Below are 26,081 nucleotides of genomic sequence, written 5' to 3'. Positions count from 1 at the left end.
GCAGGAACGGTTGAAGAGTATTCATCATTCAATCGTTCCTATTCTTTCATTTTAAACTTTATAATGTTAATATTAGATAGGAGAGAAAATTGAATATTTCAAAAGTGATGATCATTGGATCAGGTCAGATGGGAAGCGGTATTGCACAAGTCTTTGCCCAATCAGGCTTTACGGTGTATTTGAATGATATTAAAGACGAATTTGTTGAAAGAGGGATTGGAAATATCACCAAGCAATTAACACGTTCTGTAGAGAAAGGGCGTCTGTCAGAAGCTGATAAAAATAGTATTTTGAGTAAGTTGATTCCCTCAACCTCATACGAAGATGCAAAAAATGTTCAGTTAGTTATTGAAGCAGCTACTGAAAACCGAGACATTAAGTTGAGTATTTTTAAACAATTAGATGAATTAACAACACCAGAAACAATTTTAGCGTCCAATACATCATCTTTGTCAATTACTGACATTGCAGCAGCAACAGTGCATCAAGAACGAGTTATTGGTATGCATTTCTTTAATCCTGCTCCTGTCATGAAATTGGTCGAAGTGATCAAAGCACTTCAAACATCAGAAGAAGTAGTCAAAACTGTTCGTGAATTGACTGAAAAAATCGGTAAAACAGCAGTTGATGTTAGAGATTCTTATGGTTTTGTTGTAAATCGAGTGTTGATTCCGATGATTAATGAAGCGATTTTCATTCTTGGAGAAGGAGTAGCATCAGCTGAAGAAATTGATGAAGCGATGAAGCTAGGAGCTAATCATCCGATTGGTCCTTTGGCTTTAGCAGATTTAATTGGTTTGGATGTTTGCTTGGCTATTATGGGAGTGTTGAATAATGGATTTGGTGATCCGAAATATCGTCCTGCTCCATTGTTGAAAAAAATGGTTGAAGCTAATAAACTTGGTCGTAAGACCAAGGAAGGTTTCTTTAAATACTAAGGTAAGGAGCAAGAAATGAAAGAAGCAGTTATTGTATCAGCAGTTCGTACACCATTAGGTTCTTTTGGTGGAAGTTTGAAAAATATTTCAGCTGTTGATTTGGGAAGTTTGGTTATCAAAAGCGCGCTGGAACGAGCAAATTTGAAGGCTGAACAAGTTGATGAAGTGATTATGGGAAATGTTTTAGGGGCAGGACTTGGTCAAAACGTGGCACGTCAAATGAGTGTCAATGCAGGTATCCCTGTAACTTCTCCAGCATTCACAGTCAATAAAGTATGTGGTTCAGGGCTTAAAACTGTTCAGTTGGCTGCACAAGCTATCCTTTGTGGAGATGCTGATATCATCGTAGCGGGTGGTGCTGAAAATATGAGCCAAGCACCATATGTGCTGCAAAATCAACGTTGGGGCTCTCGTATGGGAGACTCTAAAGTTGTTGATACTATGTTGCGCGACGGTCTGACTGACGCCTTTAATGATTTCCACATGGGAATCACAGCTGAAAATGTTGCTGCACAGTATGATATTTCTCGTGAAGTTCAAGATGCTTTTGCTGTGCAATCTCAACAACGTGCTGTGGCAGCTATTGAAGCTGGACGTTTCAAAGAAGAAATTGTTCCAGTGGTTATTCCACAAAGAAAAGGTGAGCCAATTATTTTTGATACGGATGAATTTCCAAGAAAAGATGCCTCGTTAGAAGGTTTGGCTAAATTGCGTCCTGTCTTTAAAGAAGGTGGAACTGTCACAGCTGGTAATGCTTCTGGTATCAATGACGGAGCAGCAGCAGTTGTTGTCATGAGTTCAGAAAAAGCAAAAGAATTAGGCATCCCCGTTTTAGCAACTATTAAATCATATGCTAGTGCGGGCTTAGATCCAAAAATCATGGGTTGTGGGCCAATTTATGCCTCTCGTAAAGCACTTGAAAAAGGTGGTTTTACAGTTGAAGACCTTGATTTGATTGAATCCAATGAAGCCTTTGCAGCTCAAGCGTGTGCTGTTGGAAAAGAGTTGAATTTTGACCCAGAAAAAGTAAACGTCAATGGCGGAGCCATTGCACTTGGTCATCCAATTGGAGCATCAGGCTGCCGTATTCTGGTTACTTTGTTGCATGAAATGGAAAAACGCGATGCTAAACGTGGTCTTGCAACTCTTTGTATCGGAGGAGGAATGGGCACAGCAGTCATTGTAGAACGTTAAAAATAATTACCTACTAAATTTAATTTACCATTTGATTTTTTTACTCTGTCAAACAAATTCTATCTAAGACGTTTATCTTAAATGATTCTTAGTAGAATTTGTTTTTTTATTTTGAAAATCAAAAAGTCTTAGTATTTTTTATAACTCTATAAGTTAAACTTATAGAGTTATAAATTAAGATTAAGTAGACGAGAGTAGAAAAATGAGATATCATAGCATTGTAAGCTCTTACATTTTGGGTTCAAGTATTTGTTGACATTATACTTAATAATTCAAATTTTATAAGTAGGAGCATTAAAATGAGTAAAACTGTTTTACTAGAAGTAAAAAACAGCATCGGCTACATTACGATCAATCGTCCTGAAGCATTAAATGCTTTGAGTTCTCAAGTATTAACTGATCTGAATGATGTTCTTGATCAAGTTGAACAAAGTGAAGAAATCCGTGTTGTGATTGTAACAGGGGCAGGAGAAAAGGCATTTGTAGCTGGAGCTGATATTAAAGAAATGGACGTGATGTCGCCAATTCAAGCTTTTGAATATATGACATTTGCAAACAATACTTTTACTCGACTTTCTGACTTACGTCAACCAACAATTGCAGTGCTCAATGGGTATGCACTTGGCGGAGGAATGGAATTAGCACTTTCGACAGATATCCGTATTGGATTTGAAAAGACAGTTGTTGGCTTTCCAGAAGTTGGCTTGGGCATTATTCCGGGATTCGCTGGTACTCAACGTATGTCTCGTTTGATTGGAACAAGCCGTACGAAAGAATTGATTTTCACTGCTCGTACAGTGAAAGGTCAAGAAGCCTACGAACTGGGAATTCTTAACAAGTTGGTTTCAGCTGAAGAACTGTTAACTTCAGCTGAAGAAATGGCTGCTGCAATTATGAAAAATGCACCGTTAGCAGTAGAGAAAGCTAAACATGTTATTCAGGTTGGTTCTGAACTTCCACTTAAAAATGCTATCAGGCTCGAAACTGAAGCAGAAGCATTATTATTCTCTACAGAGGACAAAGTAGAAGGGATGCGTGCTTTTGTAGAAAAGCGCAAGCCTGTTTTCAATCGTAAGTAAATAAGTGGAGATATTGGTATGCAAATTGTAACATTATCAGAAGCAATTTCTAACATTAAATCTGAAGATATTGTAGGTATCTCAGGTTTTCTTGGAGTGGGTGAGCCGTTTGAACTCATTGAAGAATTGGTTCGACAAAATCAACAGAACTTAACAATAGTATCTGTTGTTACCTCACAACCGGGTAAAGAGATTGGCGTTGGTCGCTTGTGTGAAAATCACCAAGTTAAAAAATATATCGCAGCTCATGTGGGAACTTCCGCTGCCGTACAACATGAATATTTTAGTGGCGATATGGAAGTTGAATTCACACCAATGGGAACCGTGGTTGAACGACTTCATGCTGCGGGTGCTGGTTTGGGAGCTGTTTTGACTCCGACTGGCGTTGGGACTATTTTGGAAAAAGATTATGAAAAAGTAGCTCGCAACGGCAGAGAATATCTTGTTTATGACCCTTTGAAAATTGATGTTGCTTTGATTAAGGCTACCAAGTCAGATAAATATGGCAATTTATACATTGATGGGACAACTAAAAATATTTCATTGCAGCTGGCTCTTGCAGCAGATACAGTGATTGTTGAAGCTAATGAAATTGTTGAAGTTGGGGAAATTGATCCTAACGATGTATATATTCCCGGAATTCTTGTAGACTATGTTGTTAAAAGCTTGACTTCTAAAGAACATCATAAAATGATGGGCGACCTCTGGATAGAGACTAAAAAATTGGCAGGGGTAAATTAATATGAAATCAAAAGAAATTATTGCAAGACGTGTAGCTCTTGAATTTAAAGATGGAGATGTCATCAACCTTGGTTTTGGGATTCCGAACGCTTCTGCTGATTACATTCCTGAAGGCGTGAATGTTATCCTTCAAGCAGAAAATGGTGCTCTTCGTTTTGGTGAGACACCAACAAAAGAAAACTACAATGCGAATCTGGCCAACTCTGGTGGAGCCCCCATTACTCTTTTACCGGGAGCATCTTTATTTGACCTTCAAACGTCGTTTGCCATTATTCGTGGAGGCCACGTTGACGCTACAGTTTTAGGAGCGTTAGAAGTCAGCCAAGATGGCAGTATTGCAAATTGGATTATCCCAGACAAGTTTGCTCCAGGAATGGGGGGAGCTATGGATCTTCTAGTTGGTGCCAAAAGGGTTATCGCGGCCATTCAACATACTACCGTTGACGGCAAATCAAAACTGCTGAAAGAATGCACACTGCCCTTATCAGCTAAAGAAGTTTTGGATTTGGTCATTACAGAATTAGCAGTATTTGGTTTTCAAGATGGGAAATTCCTTTTGAAAGAATTAGCTCCCGGTGTCTCTTTGGAAGAAGTTCTTGAAAAGACAGAGGGCGAAGTAATCGTATCAGATGACTTAAAAACAATGTCTATCTAGTTAAATTATCAAGCAAATATAGCTACTGTTTGCCATAAAGTGTGTTACTATATGCTTATAACGAACTTTATTGATGATAAGTTTTTAATCAACCTATTAGCAACTGATCATCTATATTAAAAAGATCAGTTGCTATTTTATTCCTGACAAATTATATTACAAATATTGAAAGATAGGAGACGATGAACATGGATATTATTCAAATGACTTACTTTATCAATATCGTCGAATGCGGATGTAATCTTTCGATTGCTGCTAAAAAAATTCATATTAGTCAATCTGCTTTGAGTCAATTTGTCACAAATTTTGAAGCGACTGAAGGACTGCAGCTTTTTAATCGTAGAAATGGAAGATTAGAAAGTCTGACAGAAGCTGGTGGGAAAATTTATCGTTTTGCTACGGAAATTGTCAATCGTCATGAAGAAATGCAATCCATGATTCATATGGAAGCGCAAAAACAAAAAGGAACTATTAATTTAGGCATTCCTTCTCTGATTTTGCGTGTTTATTTTGCTAGTGCTCTTCCTAAATTTTTCAAGGATAATCCGCACATTAATATTCAAGTCGTAGAGGGAGGCAGTAAGGATTTACGCCAAAAATTTCTTGAAGGTGATTTAAATTTTGTTTTATTGATTGAGCCGACTAATTTAGATGCTAAAAAGTACGAGCAATATATTATACAAGCCGATGAATATGCAGCTTATATGGATAAAAATCATCCTTTAGCAGATAAAGAATTTCTTGAATGGAAAGACATCGCTGCTTATGATTTAGCAACATTTAATAAATCATTTACTACTTATGAATTAGTAGCTGAAAAATTAAAAAATAAAAAGATAGAGACAAATTTTACATATTTATCATCAGCATGGGATTTTTTAACAGAGTCTACGTATAAGAATGATATGATTGCTATTTTACCTCGTCCAGTAGAATATTTTGTGGATAAAAATAAGTTTAAAGCTGTTCGTTTTAAAGATCCGATTCCATTTAATATCTGGTTCTGTAGGTCGTATAAAGCAAATTATAATGAAGTTGAAGCATACGTTTATGAAGAACTTTTGAAAGGTTACTATCAGCCTATTTCGAGCCTTGATACCTAACAAAGGAGCAAATCGATGTCAAAAATTAGCACTATAGCAGCTATGATTGATTCATATACGAATACAGCAATCAAAAACTATGTAAAATCACATGATGAATCAACTTATTTTCCAAAGGAAATATGGGATGAGTTGACGAACGAAATGGATATATTTTTGCCCATTTTATCTGAAGAGAATCACACTTTAAGTTCTGATTTCATCACATTTATCCGAAAAATTGCTAATGAATTTGCTGCTCTTTCAGCTATTTTATTAACACAAGGTTGCTATGGAATTTATTCTATTTTGAATTTTGGGACAGCAGAGCAAAAGGAATTATATCTTGAAAAGTTACTAAAAGGTCAGTACATGGCTGGATTAGGATTTTGCGAGTATAAGCATCTAAAGGGGCTAGAAGATCTTGAAACGTATGCAACAAAGACTGAGCAGGGATGGTGTCTCTCAGGGAAAAAGGCGATGATTTCCAATAGTAGCGTTGCAGATATACTACTGGTTTTGGCAAAAGTAAAAGAACAAGGTAAGGTGGAGAAGTACGGACTCTTTATTGTTGATCCAAAAGATTCGGATGTGCTAATTGGTGAACAGATTGAAAAACCGGGCTTGATAGGTCTTCCTTTGAGTTCAGTCACGCTGAAAAATGTCTTGCTCCCGGAAAACGCCTTATTGGGAGACGAATTAGCCGGGGATGTCCAATTTGCTAACATCATTAAAAATATGCAACTTGGCTTAAGTGCTATTGCATTAGGTGTTGCTGAGGGGGCTTTCAATAAAGGTATTGAATTTGCAAAGGTGAAGAGAGGATTTGGAAAGCGTTTGATTGATGTGGAAATTCATCAAAATAAATTTGCTGATTTATATAATAAATTATGCTCTGCAGAAGCTTATTTTGCATCTTATCCTAGTCAAATTGAAGAAGATACAAAATTTGTTTCTCGAATAAAACTGTACACGACGAAAGTTGCCATTGAGATATCCGATGAAATCCTTCGACTAATTGGTCCTTTACAAAAATTCGACAAGGTTAATATCAAACGTTATTTAAAGGATGCAGAAACTATTGAAAACTATGGAAGATCTGGAAATTCTATCAGAAGAGAAATTGCCGAAAGGTGGCTAAAGGAGTAAGAAATGACAGAACTCACTCTACAAGAGTATCAATTTAGAGACATGAAATTAACTTGGTTACGTGGAGTTGATAAAATGACAGATGCAGGCACTTTATTTGGTCCTGTACCAAAAGTTGTTTGGTCACGCTATTATCCAACAACTGAAGAAAACATGATGGTTGAATTAACCGATCCAATATTGATTCAATACAAAAATAAAAATTATTTAATTGATGCAAGTTTTAACACTGCGAAACTATCTGATAAACAAAGACGAAATTTAGGGATTTTATCTGAAAGCAGAATTGAAGAGAGCTTGGAACTTTTAGGTTTGACTCCTGAAGATATTTCTTATGTGTTAATGACTCACATGCATCACGATCACTCTGGTGGATTGACAAAATTAAATGAAAATCATCAGTTGGTTTCAACTTTTCCCAATGCTAAGATTTTTGTAAATGATATTGAATGGTACGAGATGATGAACCCAAATAATCGGACTAAAGGGACTTATCTCAGAGAAAATTGGGAACCTATTCAACATCAAGTTGAGACATTTACGGAATACTTGAATGTCATACCAGAAATTCAAATGGTTCATACTGGTGGTCATAGCAATGGTCATAGTATCATTTTGCTGAAACAAGGAAATGAAACCATGATTCATATGGCAGACTTGCTCTTAACTCACGCGCATCGCAAGCCTGTATGGGTCGCTGCTGTAGATGATTACCCCATGCGTTCCATTATTGCAAAAGAAAAATGGCTCAAGGAAGCATTTGAAAATCATTATAAATTTTTCTTTTACCACGATCAATTTTTTGCTGTTGTGGAATTTGACCATGAAGGAAAAGAAATTGTTGATTATGTGAAACGGATTCGCGAACCAAGACTTCCGTTTACCGATAAGCAGGATAGAAAGCCTGTTTTGTATCATTAAGATTCAAAAATTGCCTTTTGTTTTTGAAAGGTGATTTTTTGTTGCATGATTTATCAATGCGGATTAGCTAAAATTCTGGTATAATGAAGATGTTAAACTAGTGTAAGAAAGAGGTTTTCATGGCTACTATTCAATGGTTTCCGGGACACATGTCCAAGGCTCGGAGACAAGTACAAGAAAATATCAAATTTGTGGATTTTGTGACAATTTTAGTAGACGCGCGTTTACCATTGTCCAGTCAAAATCCCATGCTGACTAAAATCGTGGGAGAGAAGCCTAAGCTCCTCATTTTGAATAAAGCAGATTTGGCTGACCCGACTTTGACGAAGGAGTGGAGAAATTATTTTGAAAAGCAAGGCGTCAAGGCTTTGCCAATCAATTCTAAGGAGCAATCAACTGTAAAAAAAGTCACGGAAGCAGCTCAGTCTTTGATGAAAGAGAAAATCGCTCGGCAAAAAGAGCGCGGAATCCAAATTGAAACATTGCGAACCATGATTATCGGGATTCCTAATGCCGGAAAATCCACACTGATGAATCGTTTAGCCGGAAAAAAAATTGCTGTGACTGGAAATAAACCAGGTGTTACCAAAGGGCAGCAGTGGCTCAAGTCGAATAAGGACTTGGAAATTTTAGATACTCCAGGGATTCTCTGGCCTAAGTTTGAAGATGAAAAAGTTGCTTTGAAACTCGCTTTAACAGGAGCGATTAAAGACGATTTGCTTCCAATGGATGAGGTTACTATTTTTGGAATCAATTATTTCAAAGAACATTATCCAAAGGAGCTTCAAGAACGGTTCAAGCAAATGAACTTGGAAGAAGAAGCACCTGAAATCATTATGGATATGACACAAAAATTAGGATTTCGAGATGACTATGACCGCTTTTATCGTCTTTTCATAAAAGATATTCGCGATGGCAAGTTAGGACGTTATACTTTGGATACTTTAGGTGAGATACATGGCGACAATTAAAGAGATTCAAGAAATCTTATCTGAAATAACAGACATAGAGAGTCCTGCTTTTGAGCAATTTCGAGATGATAGTCGGGCTGGTGTCCACAAGCTCATTATGAAGCGTAAAAAACAAATCCAAGCTGAATTGGACGAAGACTGTCGTTTGGAGCAAATGCTACGATATGAAAAGGAGCTTTATGCTACTGGTTGCCAATATATCGCTGGGATTGATGAGGTTGGTCGTGGTCCCTTAGCAGGTCCTGTTGTGGCAGCAGCAGTTATTTTACCTAAAAACTGTAAAATCAAAGGTCTCAACGATAGCAAGAAAATTCCCAAGAAAAAGCACGAAGAAATCTATCAAGAAGTGCTAAAACAAGCCGTTGCAGTTGGTATTGGTGTCAAGGATAATCAAGTGATTGATAAGGTGAATATCTATGAAGCGACGAAATTAGCCATGTTAGAGGCTGTGGGAAATCTTGAAATCTCTCCGCAACATCTCTTGATTGATGCCATGCAGTTAGATGTTCAAGTTTCGCAAACGTCTATCATCAAAGGAGATGCTAATTCACTGTCTATTGCGGCCGCTTCGATCGTAGCCAAGGTGACGAGAGATCGCATGATGACTGATTATGAGCTAACTTATCCAGGTTATGACTTTACACACAATGTTGGTTATGGAACCCAGCATCATTTAGATGGATTGAAACGAAAAGGAATCACTCCTATTCATCGCAAAACTTTTGAACCAATTAAATCCATGCTTGAAGAAGTCGAGGACAAGGGATGATTATTTCTAAAGTTTTAAATAATAATGTGGTCATTTCTGAAGAAAATCACCAAGAAGTAGTGTTGATGGGATGCGGACTGGCTTTTGGATGTAAAGCAGGAGAGGATGTTCGGGATAATCTGATTGAGAAAAAGTATGTTTTGTCAGAAAACAAGCGTGAATTATTGTTGGAATTACCTGCTGACATCATAGAAATGGCTGATAAAATTATCACTTACGCACATGCAAAAATAAATAAAAAATTGCAAGATGGTGCCTTTTTAGCAATGGCTGACCACCTGTATGGTGTGGTTTTACGTGTCCAAGATCATTTCTTTATGAAAAATTTCCTCATGTGGGATATTAAGCGATTTTTCCCTGACGAATTTGAAGTTGGCAAGTATGCCAATCAATTGTTGGGTGACTATTTAGGACAAGATTTACCTTTGGATGAAGCAGGCTTTATGGCTTTGACCATTGTCAATGCTGAATTAGATAATGGCAATGTAGCCGCTCAAGATTTGACACAGCTAATGGAAGAAATCATGACAATCGTCAAATACAGCTTAGAGATCTCATTAGATGACGAGGATATTTATGTTCAGCGCTTTATTACGCATCTGAAATTTTTTTGCGAACGTGTTTTAACGGACACCGGACATCAGGAGTTAGACGACAATGACATGTTTGATTTACTGAAAATTAAGTATCCGTCAGCTTATGAAACGACAACAAAGATTACCCAATATCTTAAGCAAACGCGCAATTATCAGACGTCTGATGACGAACAAATGTATCTAACCATTCACTTATCAAGAATGAAAAGGAAAGTCAATGAAAACTGAATATGAAAAAATGATTGCGGGAGAATTATACAATCCGCAAGATTCCGAATTACGAAAATTGGTAACACGTTCTCGTCAATTTCAATACGCATTTAATGCAGAACAGGACGGTAAAAAAAGAAGTAAACTCGTAAAAGAATGGTTCGGTTCAACTGGTGAGAACATTTCGATGAAACCAAACTTTGTCTGCGATTATGGTATCAACATTCACTTAGGAGAAAATTTTTATTCTAATTGGAACATGACCATGCTTGATGTTTGTCCGATTACTATTGGGAAAAATGCATTGTTTGGGGCAGGTGGCGGCGTAACGATTTTGCCTGGAGTAACATTGGGAGACAATGTCGTCGTTGGAGCAGGCTCGGTTGTTACCAAATCTTATGGTGATAATGTTGTTTTAGCAGGAAACCCAGCTCGGATTATTAAAGAATTAGATAAAATGTAAAAAACGAGAATTTCTCGTTTTTTCATTTCTTTTACGAATAGTATCTTTGAAAGATATTAATGAAAGTAAAAGGAATGATAAAATGGATAATTTTGATATTTATAAATTAAAAAAAGCCGGCTTGACCAACCAACAGGTCATCAATGTTCTTTCGTATGCTGAAATACAAGACAAAGAATTATCGGTAAAAGATATGGCAGTTGTTTCGGAATGCCGCAATCCTGCTCTTTTCATTGAAAAATATCTGCAGCTAGATGATGATTTATTATGTCAAGAATTTGAAAAATTTCCGTCTTTTTCTATCTTGGATGATGTGTATCCTTGGGATTTGAGCGAAATTTACAATCCACCCGTTCTACTTTTCTATAAAGGAAACTTGGATTTGTTAAAATTACCGAAAGTAGCTGTTGTGGGAAGCCGCAATAGTAGCCGAACAGGCAGTCAATCTGTTCAAAAAATTGTTAAAGAGCTAAACAATGAGCTAGTTATCGTAAGCGGCTTAGCGCGCGGAATTGATACATCAGCTCACATGGCAGCGTTGCAAAATGGCGGTCGAACGATTGCCGTTATTGGAACCGGTTTAGATGTTTTTTATCCAAGAGCAAATAAAAAACTTCAATCTTATTTGGGAGAACATCACCTTGTGCTTAGTGAATATGGTCCCGAATCAGAGCCATTGAAATTTCATTTTCCAGAGCGGAATCGCATTATTGCAGGTTTGTGTAGAGGCGTTATTGTAGCTGAAGCCAAAATGCGCTCAGGAAGTCTAATTACTTGTGAGCGCGCAATGGAAGAAGGACGAGATGTGTTTGCTATTCCAGGGTCAATTTTAGACGGCAGAAGTGATGGCTGTCATCATTTGATTCAAGAGGGTGCAAAGTGCGTCACAACAGGCGCTGACGTACTTTCTGAATTCCAATTTTAAAACAAGTTCTCCTATAAGAGAATGTTACTAGTTGACATCTTAAAAAAAATAGTTTAAACTCTATGAGGTTTATTACTTTTAGAAGGTGTTTACATTGGTAACAAAAACAAAGAAAAAAACAGCAATGAAAAAAAATCTGGTGATTGTAGAGTCGCCAGCTAAAGCAAAAACAATCGAAAAATATTTAGGGCGGAACTACAAGGTTTTAGCCAGCGTTGGACATATTCGCGATTTGAAAAAGTCTACCATGTCCATCGATTTTGAAAACAACTATGAGCCAGAATATATCAATATTCGCGGAAAAGGGCCTCTTATCAATGATTTGAAAAAAGAAGCTAAAAAAGCGAAACAAGTCTATCTTGCAAGTGACCCGGACCGTGAAGGAGAAGCCATTTCTTGGCATTTGGCACATATTCTAAATTTGGACGAGACAGATAAAAACCGTGTTGTTTTCAACGAAATCACGAAAGATGCAGTTAAAAATGCTTTTAAAGAACCGCGCCAGATTGACATGGATTTGGTAGATGCTCAACAAGCGCGTCGTGTCCTTGACCGTATTGTGGGGTACTCTATCTCTCCAATTCTCTGGAAAAAAGTCAAAAAGGGATTGTCAGCTGGACGTGTGCAATCTGTTGCCTTGAAGCTCATCATTGACCGTGAAAATGAAATCAATGCTTTTAAGCCAGAAGAGTATTGGACGATTGACGGAACTTTCAAAAAAGGACCTCGTCAATTTCAAGCAAGCTTTTACGGCATGAATGGCAAGAAAATGAAGCTTGCTACCAACGATGATGTAAAAAACGTTCTTTCTCATATCGAAGGTGATGAATTTACTGTCGAAAGCGTTGAGAAAAAGGAACGCAAGCGCAATGCTCCGCTACCTTATACCACATCATCTATGCAGCAGGACGCTGCCAATAAAATTAATTTCCGAACTCGTAAGACGATGATGGTTGCTCAGCAGCTCTACGAAGGAATTAATATCGGATCTGGTGTGCAAGGTTTGATTACCTATATGCGTACAGACTCCACTCGTATTAGTCCGGTAGCTCAAAACGAAGCTGCAACCTTCATTACAGATCGTTTTGGTGAGAAATATTCTAAACACGGCAGTAGAGTCCGAAATGCTTCTGGTGCACAAGACGCCCATGAAGCGATTCGTCCGTCAAGTGTGTTTAACACACCTGAAAATATCGCGAAATATCTAGATAAAGATCAATTAAAGCTATACACGCTGATTTGGAATCGTTTTGTAGCTAGTCAAATGACTGCAGCAGTATTTGACACTATGAGTGTGAAATTGGAGCAAAACGGTGTTCAATTTGCTGCAAATGGTAGTCAAGTTAAATTTGACGGTTATCTAGCTATTTACAACGATTCTGATAAGAATAAAATGTTGCCTGATATGGAAAAGGGTGACATAGTGAAACGGGTCAATACCAATCCTGAACAGCATTTCACACAACCACCTGCTCGTTATTCTGAAGCGACCTTGATTAAGACATTGGAAGAAAATGGTGTCGGTCGTCCGTCAACTTATGCACCAACAATTGAAACTATTCAAAAACGCTACTATGTCAAATTAGTTTCTAAGCGCTTTGAGCCAACTGAACTGGGAGAAATCGTGAACTCTCTGATTGTTGAATTTTTCCCAGATATTGTCAATGTGAAATTTACCGCTGATATGGAAGCTAAGCTAGATGATGTCGAAGTAGGAAAAGAGCAATGGCAAAAGGTCATTGATGAATTTTATAAGCCGTTTGAAAAAGAAGTCGCAAAAGCAGAAACTGAAATGGAAAAAATTCAAATCAAAGATGAACCTGCTGGATTTGACTGTGAAGTCTGTGGAAGTCCTATGGTTATCAAATTGGGCCGCTATGGTAAATTCTATGCATGTAGCAATTTTCCTGACTGTCGTCATACTCAAGCGATTGTCAAAGAAATCGGTGTAGAGTGTCCTAAGTGTCACAAAGGGCAAATCATTGAGCGTAAAACCAAACGCAATCGCCTTTTCTATGGCTGCAATCGCTACCCAGATTGTGACTTTACTTCTTGGGATAAACCAGTCGGTCGCTCTTGTCCGAAATGTGGTCAGTATCTTGTAGAAAAGAAGGTTCGCGGTGGTGGCAAACAAGTTGTCTGCAGTAATGGTGACTATGAAGAAGAAAAAGTAAAATGAATTAAAGATGTTTACATAATTTACTTTATGTAAACTTTCTTTACATATAGCAAAGGGAACTGTATGAAAGAGAAATTTGATGAATTTTTAAAAATTACAAGAGAGTTGAACAAAATCGAAATCACTCCTCTTCTTATGGGCTCATTAGGACTTGAACAGGTAACTGGTCGAGATTGGCAAGTGCGAGATATTGATATTCATGTGCCGGGAGACCCAAGAGGTTGGGGGGCTCCTGATGAGGAGCGAATTTATGATTTTGAAAAGATTGAAATGATTATGAACCGATTGGGTTATCACTTAGTAGATCTGCACGAGCATGAATTTCAAAAGGACGATTTATCAGTCGAATTCGGTGGGATGAATACTTTGGAAGACTTTGCTGGGATTCCTTTAGATGAATTAGAGAAACATCAAACGGCAGGAGCAATTTATTTTTTGCCAAATGCGGAGCAGTATCTCAAGATTTATCAGGCTTCTTCGCAAGATTCTTATCGAAATGAACAAAATAATGATAAAGATTTTGCTAAAATTGCCTATTTAGAAAACTTTTTAAATCAATAGATAGAAGAAGTGTTCTTTGATTAAGAACTGTCAGTTGATAAAACTGTTTTTATCTAGTGACTAGCATAATCATTGTAGAAAGTCTCGCTCGTCAGTAGGGGCTTTTTCTGTTATAATGGTAAAGAATAATTAGAAAGATTTGTGGGAGTTTACTCCCGAAGAGGTATTGGTCTATTGTCTCAATCTTATATTAATGTTATTGGAGCTGGTCTTGCAGGTAGCGAGGCAGCTTATCAAATTGCTAAACGCGGTATTCCTGTTAAGCTGTATGAAATGCGAGGAGTGAAATCTACTCCGCAACATAAGACTAGTGATTTTGCAGAGCTAGTCTGCTCGAATTCTCTACGGGGGGATTCGCTAACGAATGCAGTTGGTTTGTTAAAAGAAGAAATGCGCCGTTTGGATTCCATCATTATGCGAGCAGCAGAAGCTACGCGTGTTCCTGCTGGAGGAGCATTAGCAGTTGACCGTGACGGCTTTTCACAAATGGTGACTGATGAGGTGACAAACCACCCTTTAATCGAAGTTATTCGTGAGGAAATCACCAAAATTCCTGATGATACGATTACTGTTATTGCGACGGGACCTTTGACAAGTGATACACTCGCTGAAAAGATTCACGAGCTAAATGGTGGAGCTGGATTTTACTTTTATGATGCAGCAGCACCGATTGTAGATGTCAATACAATTGACATGGAGAAAGTTTACCTCAAATCTCGCTATGACAAGGGAGAGGCTGCTTATCTCAATGCTCCTATGACTAAGAGTGAGTTTATGGCTTTTCATGACGCTTTGGTAAATGCCGAGGAAGCACCGTTAAATAGCTTTGAAAAAGAAAAATACTTTGAAGGCTGTATGCCGATTGAGGTGATGGCAAAAAGAGGAATAAAAACCATGCTCTACGGTCCTATGAAGCCAGTTGGTTTGGAATACCCAGATGACTATAAAGGACCTCGTGACGGTGAATTTAAGACACCCTATGCAGTCGTTCAGCTTCGTCAAGACAATGCAGCTGGAAGCCTTTATAATATTGTTGGTTTCCAAACACACCTAAAATGGGGTGAACAGAAGCGCGTTTTTCGGATGATTCCGGGATTGGAAAATGCAGAATTTGTCCGCTATGGAGTTATGCACCGCAATTCTTACATGGATTCACCAAATCTCCTGACACAGACGTTCCAGTCTAAAAAACAAGAGAATATCTTTTTTGCAGGTCAGATGACCGGTGTAGAAGGGTATGTAGAATCTGCCGCGTCCGGGCTGGTAGCCGGTATCAATGCAGCTAGACTTTTCAATGGAGAAGAAGCCCTGGTCTTTCCAGAAGCAACTGCTATTGGAAGCTTACCTCATTATATCACGCGTGCTGATAGCAAGCATTTCCAGCCAATGAATGTCAATTTTGGAATTATCAAGGAGTTGGACGGTCCACGCATTCGAGACAAAAAAGAACGCTATGAAAAAATAGCAGAACGAGCGCTACAAGCTATCGAAAATTATCAAAATCTCTAGTTTTCTTTTGGAAAGGATAGAAATAATGATAATTTGTTATAAAAGTATTAAAAAAGTTAGGAAATTCCTAACTTTTTTAATACTTTTATGATATAATAGATAAAAATTTTGAAAATAGAAAGTTTTCTGATAATGAATCAATCCTATTTTTACCTTGAAGTAAGAGAACATGCATTAGAAGTGCCTTATAGCAAACAAAAGCGCCGTGTTCGAGTGCTACTCCCTAGAAATTATGAGCAAGATACTCAGAAATACTATCCTGTAGTTTATTTTCATGACGGTCAAAATGTCCTTTATAGCAAAGAGTCTTTTAGTGGTCATTCTTGGAAAATCATTCCAACGATTAAGAGAAATCCCGACATTGAAAAAATGATTGTGGTGGCGATTGACAATGACGGTTTTAATCGAATGAATGAGTATTCTGCATGGAAATATCAAGAATCAACTATTCCAGGTATGCAATTTGGCGGCAAGGGGACAGAGTATGCGGAGTTTGTCATGGAAGTTGTTAAACCCTTTGTTGACGAGCATTATCGTACCAAATCAGACCGAGCGCACACGGCTATGGTTGGTTCTTCTTTAGGCGGAAACATTACGCAGTTTATGGGAATTGAATACCAAGAGCAAATTGGCTGCTTGGGTGTTTTCTCATCTGCAAACTGGCTGCATCAGGAAGCGTTCAATCGTTATATAGAACGCCATAACTTATTAGCAGATCAGCGGATTTATATTTATGTCGGAACGGAAGAAGCCGATGATACGGATAAAACCTTGATGGCTGGTAATATCAAGCAAGCTTATATTGATTCGTCAGTAACCTACTTCCGTCAGTTAATAGCGGGCGGTTTGGATTTGGAAAATCTGTTGTTTCATATCCAAGCTGGGGCAGAACACAATGAAATGGCTTGGGCTGAGCATTTACCTGATTGCCTTCGCTTCTTTAGCGAAAAATGGTAAATAAATTAATTAAGAATATGAGGAGAGAATTTATATGCATGTTGAGTTTTTAAGTCATTGGAGCGGTCATTTAAACCGTGAAATGTATGTGAATCGTTATGGGCACGCTGGAATGCCTGTAGTCGTTTTTGCTTCGTCTGGTGGCAGTCACAATGAATATGCAGATTTTGGTATGATTGAGGCTTGTTCATGGTTTATCGAAACAGGAAAAATTCAATTTTTCACTTTGAGTAGTGTAGATAGTGAAAGCTGGTTGGCTGATTGGAAAGCTCCTCACGACCGCGCAGAAATGCACCGAGCTTATGAGCACTATGTCATTGAGGAAGCTATTCCTTTTATCAAGCATAAAACAGGTTGGTTTGATCCGATGATGACAACAGGTTGCTCTATGGGAGCCTATCATGCTGTTAATTTCTTTCTCCAGCACCCCGATGTCTTCAATAAAGTCATTGCACTGAGCGGGGTTTACGATGCTCGCTTCTTTGTTGGTGATTGTTTGGATGATGAAGCAATTTATCAAAATTCACCAGCAGATTATATTTGGAATCAAAACGATGGCTGGTTTATTGACCACTATCGCAATGCTGATATCATTGTCTGTACAGGACTTGGTGCATGGGAGCAGGATGGACTACCTTCTTTCTACACCTTAAAAGAAGCCTTCGAGCATAAGAACATTCCTGCATGGTTTGCTGAATGGGGATATGATGTTTCGCATGACTGGATTTGGTGGCGCAAGCAAATGCCGTATTTTCTAAGTCAATTAAATCTATGATTAGAAAGGAAACAATATTATGAATTATATCGTTATTTCACCTTATTATCCACAAAATTTTCAACAATTTACCGTTGAACTTGCTAACAAAGGAATTACTGTTTTAGGGATTGGGCAAGAGCCTTATGATCAATTAGATCAACCTTTGAAAAATGCTTTAACAGAATATTTTCGTGTGGAAAATCTAGAAAATCTCGATGAAGTTAAACGTGCTGTAGCTTTCCTTTTTTACAAGCACGGACCAATTGACCGCATTGAGTCACACAATGAATATTGGTTGGATCAAGACGCAAAATTGCGTGAACAATTTAATGTTGTAGGACCAAAACCAAAAGACTTGAAAAAGACAAAATTTAAGTCCGAAATGAAGAAGCTCTTTAAAAAAGCTGGTGTTCCTGTCGTTCCTGGTCAAATTGTAAAAACCTTGCAGGCAGTTGACATGGCTGTCAGTAAAATTGGACTTCCATTGATTGCGAAGCCAGATAATGGAGTTGGCGCAGCCGGAACTTATAAATTGGAAACCACTGAAGATGTTGAACAATTTAAACAAGAGTGGGATAAGCAAACCGTTTATTTCTTTGAAAAATTCGTTGATTCTGGACAAATTTGCACGTTTGACGGATTACTCGATTCAAACGGAAATATTGTGTTTTCAACGACTTTTGACTATGCTTATACCCCTTTAGACTTAGTTTTGAATCATTATGAAAACTCATATTATATTATAAAAGATATGGATCCAAAATTACGTCAATATGGGGAAGCTATTATTAAAGCGTTTGGCATGAAAGAACGTTTCTTCCATATTGAATTATTCCGTGACGGAGATGATTATATTGCCATAGAATACAATAATCGTCCAGCAGGTGCTTTTACGATTGATTTGTATAACTTTGCTCACTCCATTGACCTTTATCGTGGATATGCAGATATTGTGAATGGGGACCCCTTCCCACAACCTCAAGTCGAAGCACAATATGGCTTGGTTACTTCACGCCGTTCAACATCAAATTATGTGTATTCAGAAGAAGAATTGCGTACAAAGTACGGCGATAAATTAAAAGCAGTCAAAATCATGCCAAAGGCATTTGCAGACTTACAAGGAGATGTTCATTATATTTTGACAACATCAAGTCGTTCGGAAATCGATCAAATGATAGAGGATTTTGGAAAAAAGTAGAAATACCCATTTGTGAAATTTTTATTTAGTCAATTCAAATCAGCTTGCCAGCAAGGTTAGCTGATTTTTCTTTGTGAAATTGTTCAAGCATAAATTTTGACAGTATTTTTTAGTTTGGATAGAATGAAATTATAGAATTACACTCATAGAAAGGCTTGACTATGTCAACTTTAGATAAAAATCTTTTACTAGAGATGTTTCGTAAGATGGAAGAGATCCGTCGGATGGACTTAAAAATTGCTCAACTCGTAAAAAAGGGGAAAGTGCCAGGCATGACTCACTTTTCTGTCGGAGAAGAAGCAGCTAGCGTTGGAGCTATGCTGGCCCTCAATCCTGATGATTTGATTACTTCTAACCACCGTGGTCATGGTCAGGCGATTGCCAAAGGAATTGACTTGAACGGCATGATGGCAGAAATCATGGGCAAATACAACGGCACCTGCAAAGGAAAAGGTGGCTCCATGCACATTGCTGATTTGGATGCTGGAAACTTAGGAGCAAATGGTATCGTTGGCGGAGGCATGGGGATTGCGGTAGGTGCCGCCCTTACTCAGCAAATGCATCATACGGGAAAGATTGTTGTCTGTTTCTTTGGTGACGGAGCAACGAACGAAGGTGTTTTTCATGAAGCGGTTAATATGGCTTCTATTTGGAAGTTACCAGTGATTTTTTATTGTATCAATAATGGCTATGGTATTTCTGCGGATATTAAGAAAATGACCAATATAGAGCACATTCACGAGCGGAGTGCCGCTTATGGTATTCCTGGCATGTTTATCCCAGACGGGAACAACGTCATTGAGGTCTATGAGGGTTTTCAAAAGGCTGTTAAACATGTTCGAAGTGGTAAGGGACCTGTCTTGATTGAAAGTGTCACTTATCGCTGGTTGGGGCATTCTTCATCTGACCCTGGTAAATATCGAACACGTGAAGAAGTTGAGGAGTGGAAGAAAAAAGACCCAATTGAAAATCTTCGTAAATATTTACTCGCAAATCAGATTGCAAGTAATGAAGAGTTAGAAGCTATCCAAGCAGAGGTTAAAGAAGCAGTGGAAGCATCTGTAAAATTTGCAGAGGAAAGTCCATTTCCACCGCTTGAATCAGCTTTTGAAGATATTTACGCGGACTAAGAGAGGAGATTGAACAATAATGGAAACAAAAACAATGTCCTTCCGTGACACCATTATCCTTGCCATGTCTGAGGAAATGCGTCTTGATGAAAATGTGTTGTTAATGGGAGAAGATGTCGGAATTTTCGGAGGAGATTTTGGAACATCCGTAGGAATGTTAGAAGAATTCGGTCCAGAACGAGTACGTGATTGTCCAATTTCTGAAGCAGCTATTTCAGGAGCTGCAGCAGGAGCGGCCATGACTGGGCTACGCCCAATTGTAGATATGACTTTTATGGATTTTTCTGTCATTGCCATGGATGCAATTGTCAACCAAGCCGCTAAGACTCGTTATATGTTTGGTGGCAAAGGTCAAGTTCCGATGACAATTCGCTGCGCAGCTGGAAATGGTGTCGGATCAGCTGCTCAACACTCACAATCTTTGGAATCTTGGTTCACACACATTCCGGGTTTAAAGGTTGTCGCACCTGGAACTCCTGCAGATATGAAGGGGTTGCTAAAATCTTCTATCCGCGACAACAATCCTGTTATTATTCTTGAGTACAAGTCAGAATTCAACCAAAAAGGCGAAGTTCCGCTTGATCCTGATTATACAATCCCTCTCGGTGTTGGTGACATCAAAAAAGAGGGGACGGATGTGACAGTTGTGACCTATGGAAAAATGCTCCGCAGGGTTATGCAAGCAGCTGAAGAATTGACAGAAGAAGGCATTTCGGTAGAAGTGGTGGATCCACGTACTTTGGTGCCTCTGGACAAGGATATCATTATCAACTCAGTCAAGAAAACAGGAAAAGTCGTTCTGGTTAATGATGCCCACAAAACTAGTGGTTATATCGGTGAAATTTCTGCTATCATTTCCGAATCAGAAGCATTTGACTATTTGGATGCACCAATTCGCCGCTGTGCTGGTGAAGATGTACCCATGCCTTACGCCCAGAATCTTGAAAACGCCATGATTCCGACAGTTGAAAGTATCAAAGATGCTATTCGTAAGACTTACAATAAAGAATAAAACTGAAATTGATATTGATTACAATATTTCACATAACTAAAATTATGTAAAAACAAAAATAGCTCAAGATTAAAGAACAATCAATAAAAAAAGAAATAGGAGAAGCTATGACTGATGATAAGTTAAGAGCGACCCCTGCTGCTAGAAAATTAGCAGATGACTTGGGTATCAATCTCTATGACGTATCTGGTACTGGCGCAAAGGGACGAGTTCATAAAGAAGATATCGAAAGTTATCGAGAATTCAATATTGTGAAAATTACGCCCCTTGCAAAACGTATTGCAGAAGAAAATAATATCGCTTGGCAGGAAATCCAAGGGACAGGTATTCGCGGCAAGATTATGAAGAAGGACGTTCTGACTTTGCTTCCTGAAAATGTTGACTCAGACAGCATCAAGTCACCTGCTCAGATTGAGAAAGCGGAAGAAATACCTGACAACATCACTCCTTATGGAGAAATTGAACGCCTTCCAATGACGCCAATGCGGAAGGTCATTGCAAAACGAATGGTGGATTCTTATCTGACAGCGCCAACTTTTACTCTCAACTATGATGTAGATATGACAGAACTGTTGGCGCTACGCAAAAAGGTTTTAGAGCCAATCATGGAAGCGACAGGAAAGAAAATCACGGTCACGGATTTACTTTCTATGGCTGTTGTCAAAACTTTGATGAAGCACCCTTATCTCAATTCGTCTCTGACAGAAGATGGGCAAATCATTATCATGCACAATTATGTCAATCTGGCTATGGCTGTTGGTATGGACAACGGGCTTATGACACCGGTGGTTTACAATGCCGAAAAAATGAGTCTGTCTGAGTTAGTCGTTGCCTTCAAGGATGTGATTGGTCGGACTTTAGACGGGAAATTAGCGCCAAGTGAATTGCAAAACTCAACTTTTACGATTAGCAATCTAGGAATGTTTGGTGTTCAATCTTTCGGACCAATTATCAATCAGCCCAATTCTGCGATTTTGGGAGTTAGCTCAACCATTGAAAAACCAGTCGTAGTAAACGAAGAAATTGTGATTCGACCAATCATGAGTCTTGGATTAACCATTGACCACCGAGTCGTGGACGGCATGGCAGGTGCTAAATTCATGAAAGACCTGAAAGCACTAATTGAAGACCCGATTTCAATGTTGGTATAAGAGAAAGTTTAAATGAGAGGAAAATAAAAATATGGCCTTAGAAGTAATTATGCCAAAAGCCGGCGTTGATATGACAGAAGGACAGATTGTTCAATGGAATAAAAAAGTTGGCGAATTTGTAAAAGAAGGAGAAATCCTTCTGGAAATCATGACAGATAAAGTCAGTATGGAATTAGAAGCAGAAGAAGACGGCTATCTAATTGCTATCTTGAAAGGGGATGGCGAGACTGTTCCTGTAACGGAAGTTATCGGTTATCTGGGCGAAGAAGGAGAAAATATTCCGACTGCTGTGGCTGCTTCAGATGCTAGTTCAACACCAACTGCAGCCCCAACTTCTAACGACGATAATAAGAGTGATGACGCTTATGATATTGTGGTTATTGGTGGCGGACCAGCTGGCTATGTAGCAGCGATTAAAGCAGCTCAATTAGGAGGCAAGATTGCTCTTGTTGAAAAATCTGAACTAGGTGGAACTTGCCTCAATCGTGGCTGTATTCCAACCAAGACCTATCTTCACAATGCGGAAATTATTGAAAGCCTGGACCATGCAGCAAACCGTGGTATTATCATTGAAAATCCAAACTTTACTGTCAATATGGATAAAGTCCTGGAAACCAAAAACAAGGTTGTCAATACACTTGTCGGAGGCGTTGCAGGTCTGCTTCGCAGCTACGGTGTTGATGTTCACAAAGGAATTGGTACCATTACCAAAGATAAGAATGTCTTGGTGAATGGTGCTGAACTTCTTGAGACCAAGAAGATTATCTTAGCTGGTGGATCAAAAGTCAGCAAGATTAACGTTCCAGGTATGGAATCACCACTTGTTATGACTAGCGATGATATCCTGGATATGAAGGAAGTTCCAGAAAGTTTAGTAATCATTGGTGGTGGCGTTGTTGGTATTGAGCTAGGACAGGCTTTCATGACCTTTGGCTCCAAAGTAACGGTCATTGAGATGATGAATCGGATTGTTCCAGCTATGGATGCAGAAGTCTCTAAGAACCTTCGGCTCATTCTTGAACGCAAGGGCATGACCATTTTGACAGAGACCAAGTTGGAAGAAATTGTCGAAGAAAATGGCAAGCTCCACATCAAAGTTTCAGGAAAGGAAGATATCATAGCTGATAAAGCTTTGCTTTCTATCGGACGCGTGCCTGATTTGGAGGGAATTGGCGAGGTTGACTTTGAACTAGACCGCGGTCGTATCAAGGTCAATGAATATATGGAAACTTCTGTTTCAGGAATTTACGCGCCCGGAGACATTAACGGTACCAAGATGTTGGCGCATGCAGCTTTTCGTATGGGGGAAGTAGCTGCAGAGAATGCTCTCAAAGGCAATCACGTAGTTGCTAAATTAAATCTAACTCCAGCAGCTATTTACACTTTGCCAGAAGTTGCGGCAGTCGGTCTGACTGAAGAACAAGCTCGCGAAAAATACGATATAGCTATCGGCAAATTCAACTTCGCAGCAAACGGACGAGCAATTGCATCTGATGCTGCTCAAGGATTTGTCAAAGTGATTGCTGATAAGAAATACGGAGAAGTTCTCGGTGTTCACATTATCGGCCCTGCAGCAGCTGAGTTAATCAATGAAGCTTCTACTATCATTGAAATGGAAATCACGGTAGAAGAAATGCTCAAAACCATTCACGGTCATCCGACATTTTCAGAAGTTATGTACGAAGCATTTGCAGACGTACTCGGCATGGCAATTCATGCTCCTAAGAAAAGATAAGAGGCACTATGAAATACATTATCAATAATAGTTACGATACAGCTTTCAACATTGCTCTTGAGGAGTATGCCTTCAAGCATCTCCTTGATGAAGATATGATTTTCTTGCTTTGGATTAATAAACCCTCTATCATTGTCGGACGTCATCAGAATACCATTGAAGAAATCAATCGTGACTATGTCCGAGAGCATGGCATTGAGGTTGTTCGTCGTATCAGTGGAGGCGGAGCTGTCTATCATGACTATAACAATCTCAACTACACCATCATTTCCAAAGAAACTGAGAACAAAGCCTTTGATTTTAAGAGCTTCTCTATTCCGGTCATCAAGACTTTGGAAGAATTAGGTGTAAAAGCAGAATTTACAGGGCGCAACGATTTGGAAATTGACGGAAAAAAATTCTGTGGCAATGCTCAGGCTTATATCAATGGTCGAATCATGCATCACGGTTGCTTGCTGTTTGACGTAGAGTTATCTGTCTTGGTGAATGCCTTAAAAGTTTCCAAAGATAAGTTTGAGTCCAAAGGAGTCAAATCTGTTCGCGCTCGTGTAACCAATATCGTTGATGAATTGCCTGAAAAGATTACCGTCGAGCAATTTCGTGATCTCCTGCTAGACTATATGAAGAAAGAATATCCAGAAATGACAGAATATGTCTTCTCCGATGATGAACTAGATGAAATCAACCATATCAAGGAAACTAAATTTGCTACTTGGGATTGGAATTATGGCAAATCGCCAGAGTACAATGTTCATCGTGGTACCAAGTTTACTAGTGGTAAGGTCGAAATCTTTGCCAATGTTGTTGAGTCGAAGATTGAAAATATTAAAATTTACGGCGACTTCTTTGGTATCGAGGACGTAGTAGCAGTAGAAAAAGCTTTGAAAGGCGTCAAGTATGAGCGCGAGGACGTTTTAAAAGCTCTTGAAAACCTGGATATTGCTCGCTATTTCGCTGGAATTAGCCAAGAAGAAATTGCAGAAGCGATTGTGGGATAAAAAAACAACTGACTCTCTTACATTATTAATTAGAGTCAGTTGTTTTTGGTTTATTTTCAAGGAGAATATTTTACATAAGTTTAAATATGTAAAAATCATAAATTATCCAATGCATTTTTTTGTTCGTCATTAACAATATGGGTGTAGAGGTCTGTAACTTGAGTACTGGCATGTCCTAGCTGATGACTGACCAAAACTTGAGATTTAGTAGCATCATAAAGTCGAGTAGCCAGCGTATGGCGGAGTTTGTGAGGTGTCACTCGAACTTTGAAATCTTCAGAATACTTAGCAACCATCTTTTCTACACTAGAAGCATCAATCCGGTTAGGAGCACCTCTATATTCTGTCAAAAATAGGGCAGTGTCTGATTTTTCAGCTTTATAACGTTTAGAGCGAACCTCCAGGTACCTTTCCAAATAAGCTTTGGCAAAAGCTGCAACATTGACAGAATCTCTTTTCCCGCCCTTACGAGTAACTTCAATGACCATCATTTTGAGATTTAGGTCTTTCAAATCAAGATTTACTGCCTCGGATAGACGAACACCAGATGCAAGAAGCAGTGCTATGATTGCCAAATCTCGCTCTTTATTTTTGTCAAAAGAGGAGAGAGCCCGATTTGATAAATTTTTAGGGTATTCATCATCAATATAATTCAAAAATTGTTCAGTTTCTTCGCCCAAAAAGAGTTTTTGTTTGATGTTTTCAGCGCGCGCAGCTAAAGTCTCTCTCTTTTTCTTAGTAGACACTTTTTTCATGACATTACGATAGAAATAAGGTTCCCCATTCTCATTTTCCACCTCTTCAGTTAAATATTTATAAAGGCTAGAGAGAGCAGAAAGAGTGCGATTAATAGTGGTTTGAGATACTCCGTTTTGCGTGGTATTAGCGTTAAGCAATGGACGCTCCCGTAAGTAAAGAATAAACGCTTCCATGTCTTTTTTAGTCATATTTTCCAATACTAACAGAGGAATTTCTGCAATCTGTGACCCATCAGCAATTCCAGAGTCTAAAATCCAATGAAAAAAACGATTATATTCTTTGAGGTATTCATATAAGGTTGTAAAACTGTATGGAACAGTCAATTTAGACTGATAGTATTCCAAAATGTACCAAGGCATGATAGCTTTTAGTTTTTCAATTCTTTCTAACAGTATTTCACGTTTCATTAAGATATTCTCCATCATTTTCTATAATAGAAGTA

25 protein-coding genes are annotated in these 26,081 nt (G+C 38.5%); 24 read left to right on the top strand and 1 reads right to left on the bottom strand.

The window, feature by feature from the left end; genetic code table 11:
• The first annotated feature begins 89 nt into the window (after positions 1-89).
• The 24 genes from SanJ4206_RS04825 (at position 90) to SanJ4206_RS04710 (ending at position 24,880) form a co-directional block, all read left to right on the top strand.
• Positions 90-938, top strand: a complete 849-nt coding sequence (locus SanJ4206_RS04825; RefSeq protein ID WP_022525129.1) for a 3-hydroxybutyryl-CoA dehydrogenase — start codon at positions 90-92, stop codon at positions 936-938.
• 15 nt (positions 939-953) lie between these two features.
• Positions 954-2,132: an acetyl-CoA C-acetyltransferase gene (locus tag SanJ4206_RS04820; RefSeq protein WP_003029669.1), complete on the top strand. Its 1,179-nt coding sequence runs from the start codon at positions 954-956 to the stop codon at positions 2,130-2,132.
• A gap of 299 nt (positions 2,133-2,431) precedes the next feature.
• Positions 2,432-3,211: an enoyl-CoA hydratase/isomerase family protein gene (locus SanJ4206_RS04815; RefSeq protein ID WP_003029670.1), complete on the top strand. Its 780-nt coding sequence runs from the start codon at positions 2,432-2,434 to the stop codon at positions 3,209-3,211.
• An 18-nt stretch (positions 3,212-3,229) separates the two neighbouring features.
• Entirely contained in the window at positions 3,230-3,952 is a 723-nt protein-coding gene (locus tag SanJ4206_RS04810) for a CoA transferase subunit A (protein ID WP_003024444.1), read from the top strand.
• A 1-nt stretch (position 3,953) separates the two neighbouring features.
• Positions 3,954-4,607: a 3-oxoacid CoA-transferase subunit B gene (locus tag SanJ4206_RS04805; protein ID WP_003029671.1), complete on the top strand. Its 654-nt coding sequence runs from the start codon at positions 3,954-3,956 to the stop codon at positions 4,605-4,607.
• A 188-nt stretch (positions 4,608-4,795) separates the two neighbouring features.
• Complete coding sequence (locus SanJ4206_RS04800; RefSeq protein ID WP_022525128.1) at positions 4,796-5,710, top strand: LysR family transcriptional regulator; 915 nt, start codon at positions 4,796-4,798, stop codon at positions 5,708-5,710.
• A 15-nt stretch (positions 5,711-5,725) separates the two neighbouring features.
• Entirely contained in the window at positions 5,726-6,838 is a 1,113-nt protein-coding gene (locus SanJ4206_RS04795) for an acyl-CoA dehydrogenase family protein (RefSeq protein ID WP_003029673.1), read from the top strand.
• Positions 6,839-6,841: 3 nt separating this feature from the next.
• Positions 6,842-7,759 (top strand): MBL fold metallo-hydrolase, encoded by a 918-nt coding sequence (locus SanJ4206_RS04790; RefSeq protein WP_003029674.1) that lies wholly within the window; start codon positions 6,842-6,844, stop codon positions 7,757-7,759.
• A 119-nt stretch (positions 7,760-7,878) separates the two neighbouring features.
• Positions 7,879-8,730 (top strand): ribosome biogenesis GTPase YlqF, encoded by an 852-nt coding sequence (gene ylqF, locus SanJ4206_RS04785; RefSeq protein ID WP_003029675.1) that lies wholly within the window; start codon positions 7,879-7,881, stop codon positions 8,728-8,730.
• Positions 8,717-9,499, top strand: coding sequence for a ribonuclease HII (locus SanJ4206_RS04780; protein ID WP_003029676.1), 783 nt, complete (start codon positions 8,717-8,719; stop codon positions 9,497-9,499). The genes ylqF and SanJ4206_RS04780 overlap by 14 nt, the downstream gene beginning before the upstream one ends.
• On the top strand, positions 9,496-10,323 hold the full coding sequence (locus SanJ4206_RS04775; RefSeq protein ID WP_003029677.1) for a PRD domain-containing protein: 828 nt from the start codon (positions 9,496-9,498) through the stop codon (positions 10,321-10,323). Before SanJ4206_RS04780 ends, SanJ4206_RS04775 begins: the two co-directional genes overlap by 4 nt.
• Positions 10,313-10,768 (top strand): sugar O-acetyltransferase, encoded by a 456-nt coding sequence (locus tag SanJ4206_RS04770; protein WP_003029678.1) that lies wholly within the window; start codon positions 10,313-10,315, stop codon positions 10,766-10,768. The genes SanJ4206_RS04775 and SanJ4206_RS04770 overlap by 11 nt, the downstream gene beginning before the upstream one ends.
• Positions 10,769-10,850: 82 nt before the next feature.
• Positions 10,851-11,693 carry a DNA-processing protein DprA gene (dprA, locus tag SanJ4206_RS04765; protein WP_003042009.1) on the top strand — a complete coding sequence of 281 codons (843 nt, stop codon included), beginning with the start codon at positions 10,851-10,853 and terminating at the stop codon, positions 11,691-11,693.
• Positions 11,694-11,778: 85 nt separating this feature from the next.
• On the top strand, positions 11,779-13,872 hold the full coding sequence (gene topA / locus SanJ4206_RS04760; RefSeq protein WP_003029680.1) for a type I DNA topoisomerase: 2,094 nt from the start codon (positions 11,779-11,781) through the stop codon (positions 13,870-13,872).
• A 63-nt stretch (positions 13,873-13,935) separates the two neighbouring features.
• The gene (locus SanJ4206_RS04755) at positions 13,936-14,433 is read left to right on the top strand and encodes a hypothetical protein (RefSeq protein WP_003029682.1); all 498 of its coding nucleotides are present in this window, start codon (positions 13,936-13,938) and stop codon (positions 14,431-14,433) included.
• Positions 14,434-14,607: 174 nt separating this feature from the next.
• Positions 14,608-15,942 carry a methylenetetrahydrofolate--tRNA-(uracil(54)-C(5))-methyltransferase (FADH(2)-oxidizing) TrmFO gene (trmFO, locus tag SanJ4206_RS04750; protein ID WP_003042069.1) on the top strand — a complete coding sequence of 445 codons (1,335 nt, stop codon included), beginning with the start codon at positions 14,608-14,610 and terminating at the stop codon, positions 15,940-15,942.
• Between the two features lie 132 nt (positions 15,943-16,074).
• Complete coding sequence (locus SanJ4206_RS04745) at positions 16,075-16,899, top strand: alpha/beta hydrolase (protein ID WP_003029685.1); 825 nt, start codon at positions 16,075-16,077, stop codon at positions 16,897-16,899.
• A 34-nt stretch (positions 16,900-16,933) separates the two neighbouring features.
• Complete coding sequence (locus SanJ4206_RS04740) at positions 16,934-17,674, top strand: esterase family protein (RefSeq protein WP_003029686.1); 741 nt, start codon at positions 16,934-16,936, stop codon at positions 17,672-17,674.
• Between the two features lie 19 nt (positions 17,675-17,693).
• On the top strand, positions 17,694-18,854 hold the full coding sequence (locus tag SanJ4206_RS04735; protein WP_003029688.1) for an ATP-grasp domain-containing protein: 1,161 nt from the start codon (positions 17,694-17,696) through the stop codon (positions 18,852-18,854).
• Positions 18,855-19,015: 161 nt separating this feature from the next.
• Positions 19,016-19,984 (top strand): thiamine pyrophosphate-dependent dehydrogenase E1 component subunit alpha, encoded by a 969-nt coding sequence (locus tag SanJ4206_RS04730; protein ID WP_003029689.1) that lies wholly within the window; start codon positions 19,016-19,018, stop codon positions 19,982-19,984.
• A gap of 19 nt (positions 19,985-20,003) precedes the next feature.
• Entirely contained in the window at positions 20,004-20,996 is a 993-nt protein-coding gene (locus SanJ4206_RS04725) for an alpha-ketoacid dehydrogenase subunit beta (RefSeq protein ID WP_003029690.1), read from the top strand.
• A gap of 107 nt (positions 20,997-21,103) precedes the next feature.
• Positions 21,104-22,147, top strand: coding sequence for a dihydrolipoamide acetyltransferase (locus tag SanJ4206_RS04720; protein ID WP_003029692.1), 1,044 nt, complete (start codon positions 21,104-21,106; stop codon positions 22,145-22,147).
• Positions 22,148-22,178: 31 nt separating this feature from the next.
• Positions 22,179-23,882 carry a dihydrolipoyl dehydrogenase gene (gene lpdA / locus SanJ4206_RS04715; protein ID WP_003029694.1) on the top strand — a complete coding sequence of 568 codons (1,704 nt, stop codon included), beginning with the start codon at positions 22,179-22,181 and terminating at the stop codon, positions 23,880-23,882.
• Between the two features lie 8 nt (positions 23,883-23,890).
• Entirely contained in the window at positions 23,891-24,880 is a 990-nt protein-coding gene (locus SanJ4206_RS04710) for a lipoate--protein ligase (protein ID WP_003029695.1), read from the top strand.
• A gap of 95 nt (positions 24,881-24,975) precedes the next feature.
• Here the strand turns inward: SanJ4206_RS04710 and xerS are convergent, their stop codons facing one another.
• Positions 24,976-26,046 carry a tyrosine recombinase XerS gene (gene xerS, locus SanJ4206_RS04705; RefSeq protein WP_022525126.1) on the bottom strand — a complete coding sequence of 357 codons (1,071 nt, stop codon included), beginning with the start codon at positions 26,044-26,046 and terminating at the stop codon, positions 24,976-24,978.
• Positions 26,047-26,081 lie beyond the last annotated feature (35 nt).

Source organism: Streptococcus anginosus (assembly GCF_001697145.1).
GTDB lineage: Bacteria > Bacillota > Bacilli > Lactobacillales > Streptococcaceae > Streptococcus > Streptococcus hominis.
This window is presented reverse-complemented; position numbering and strand designations above follow the sequence as displayed.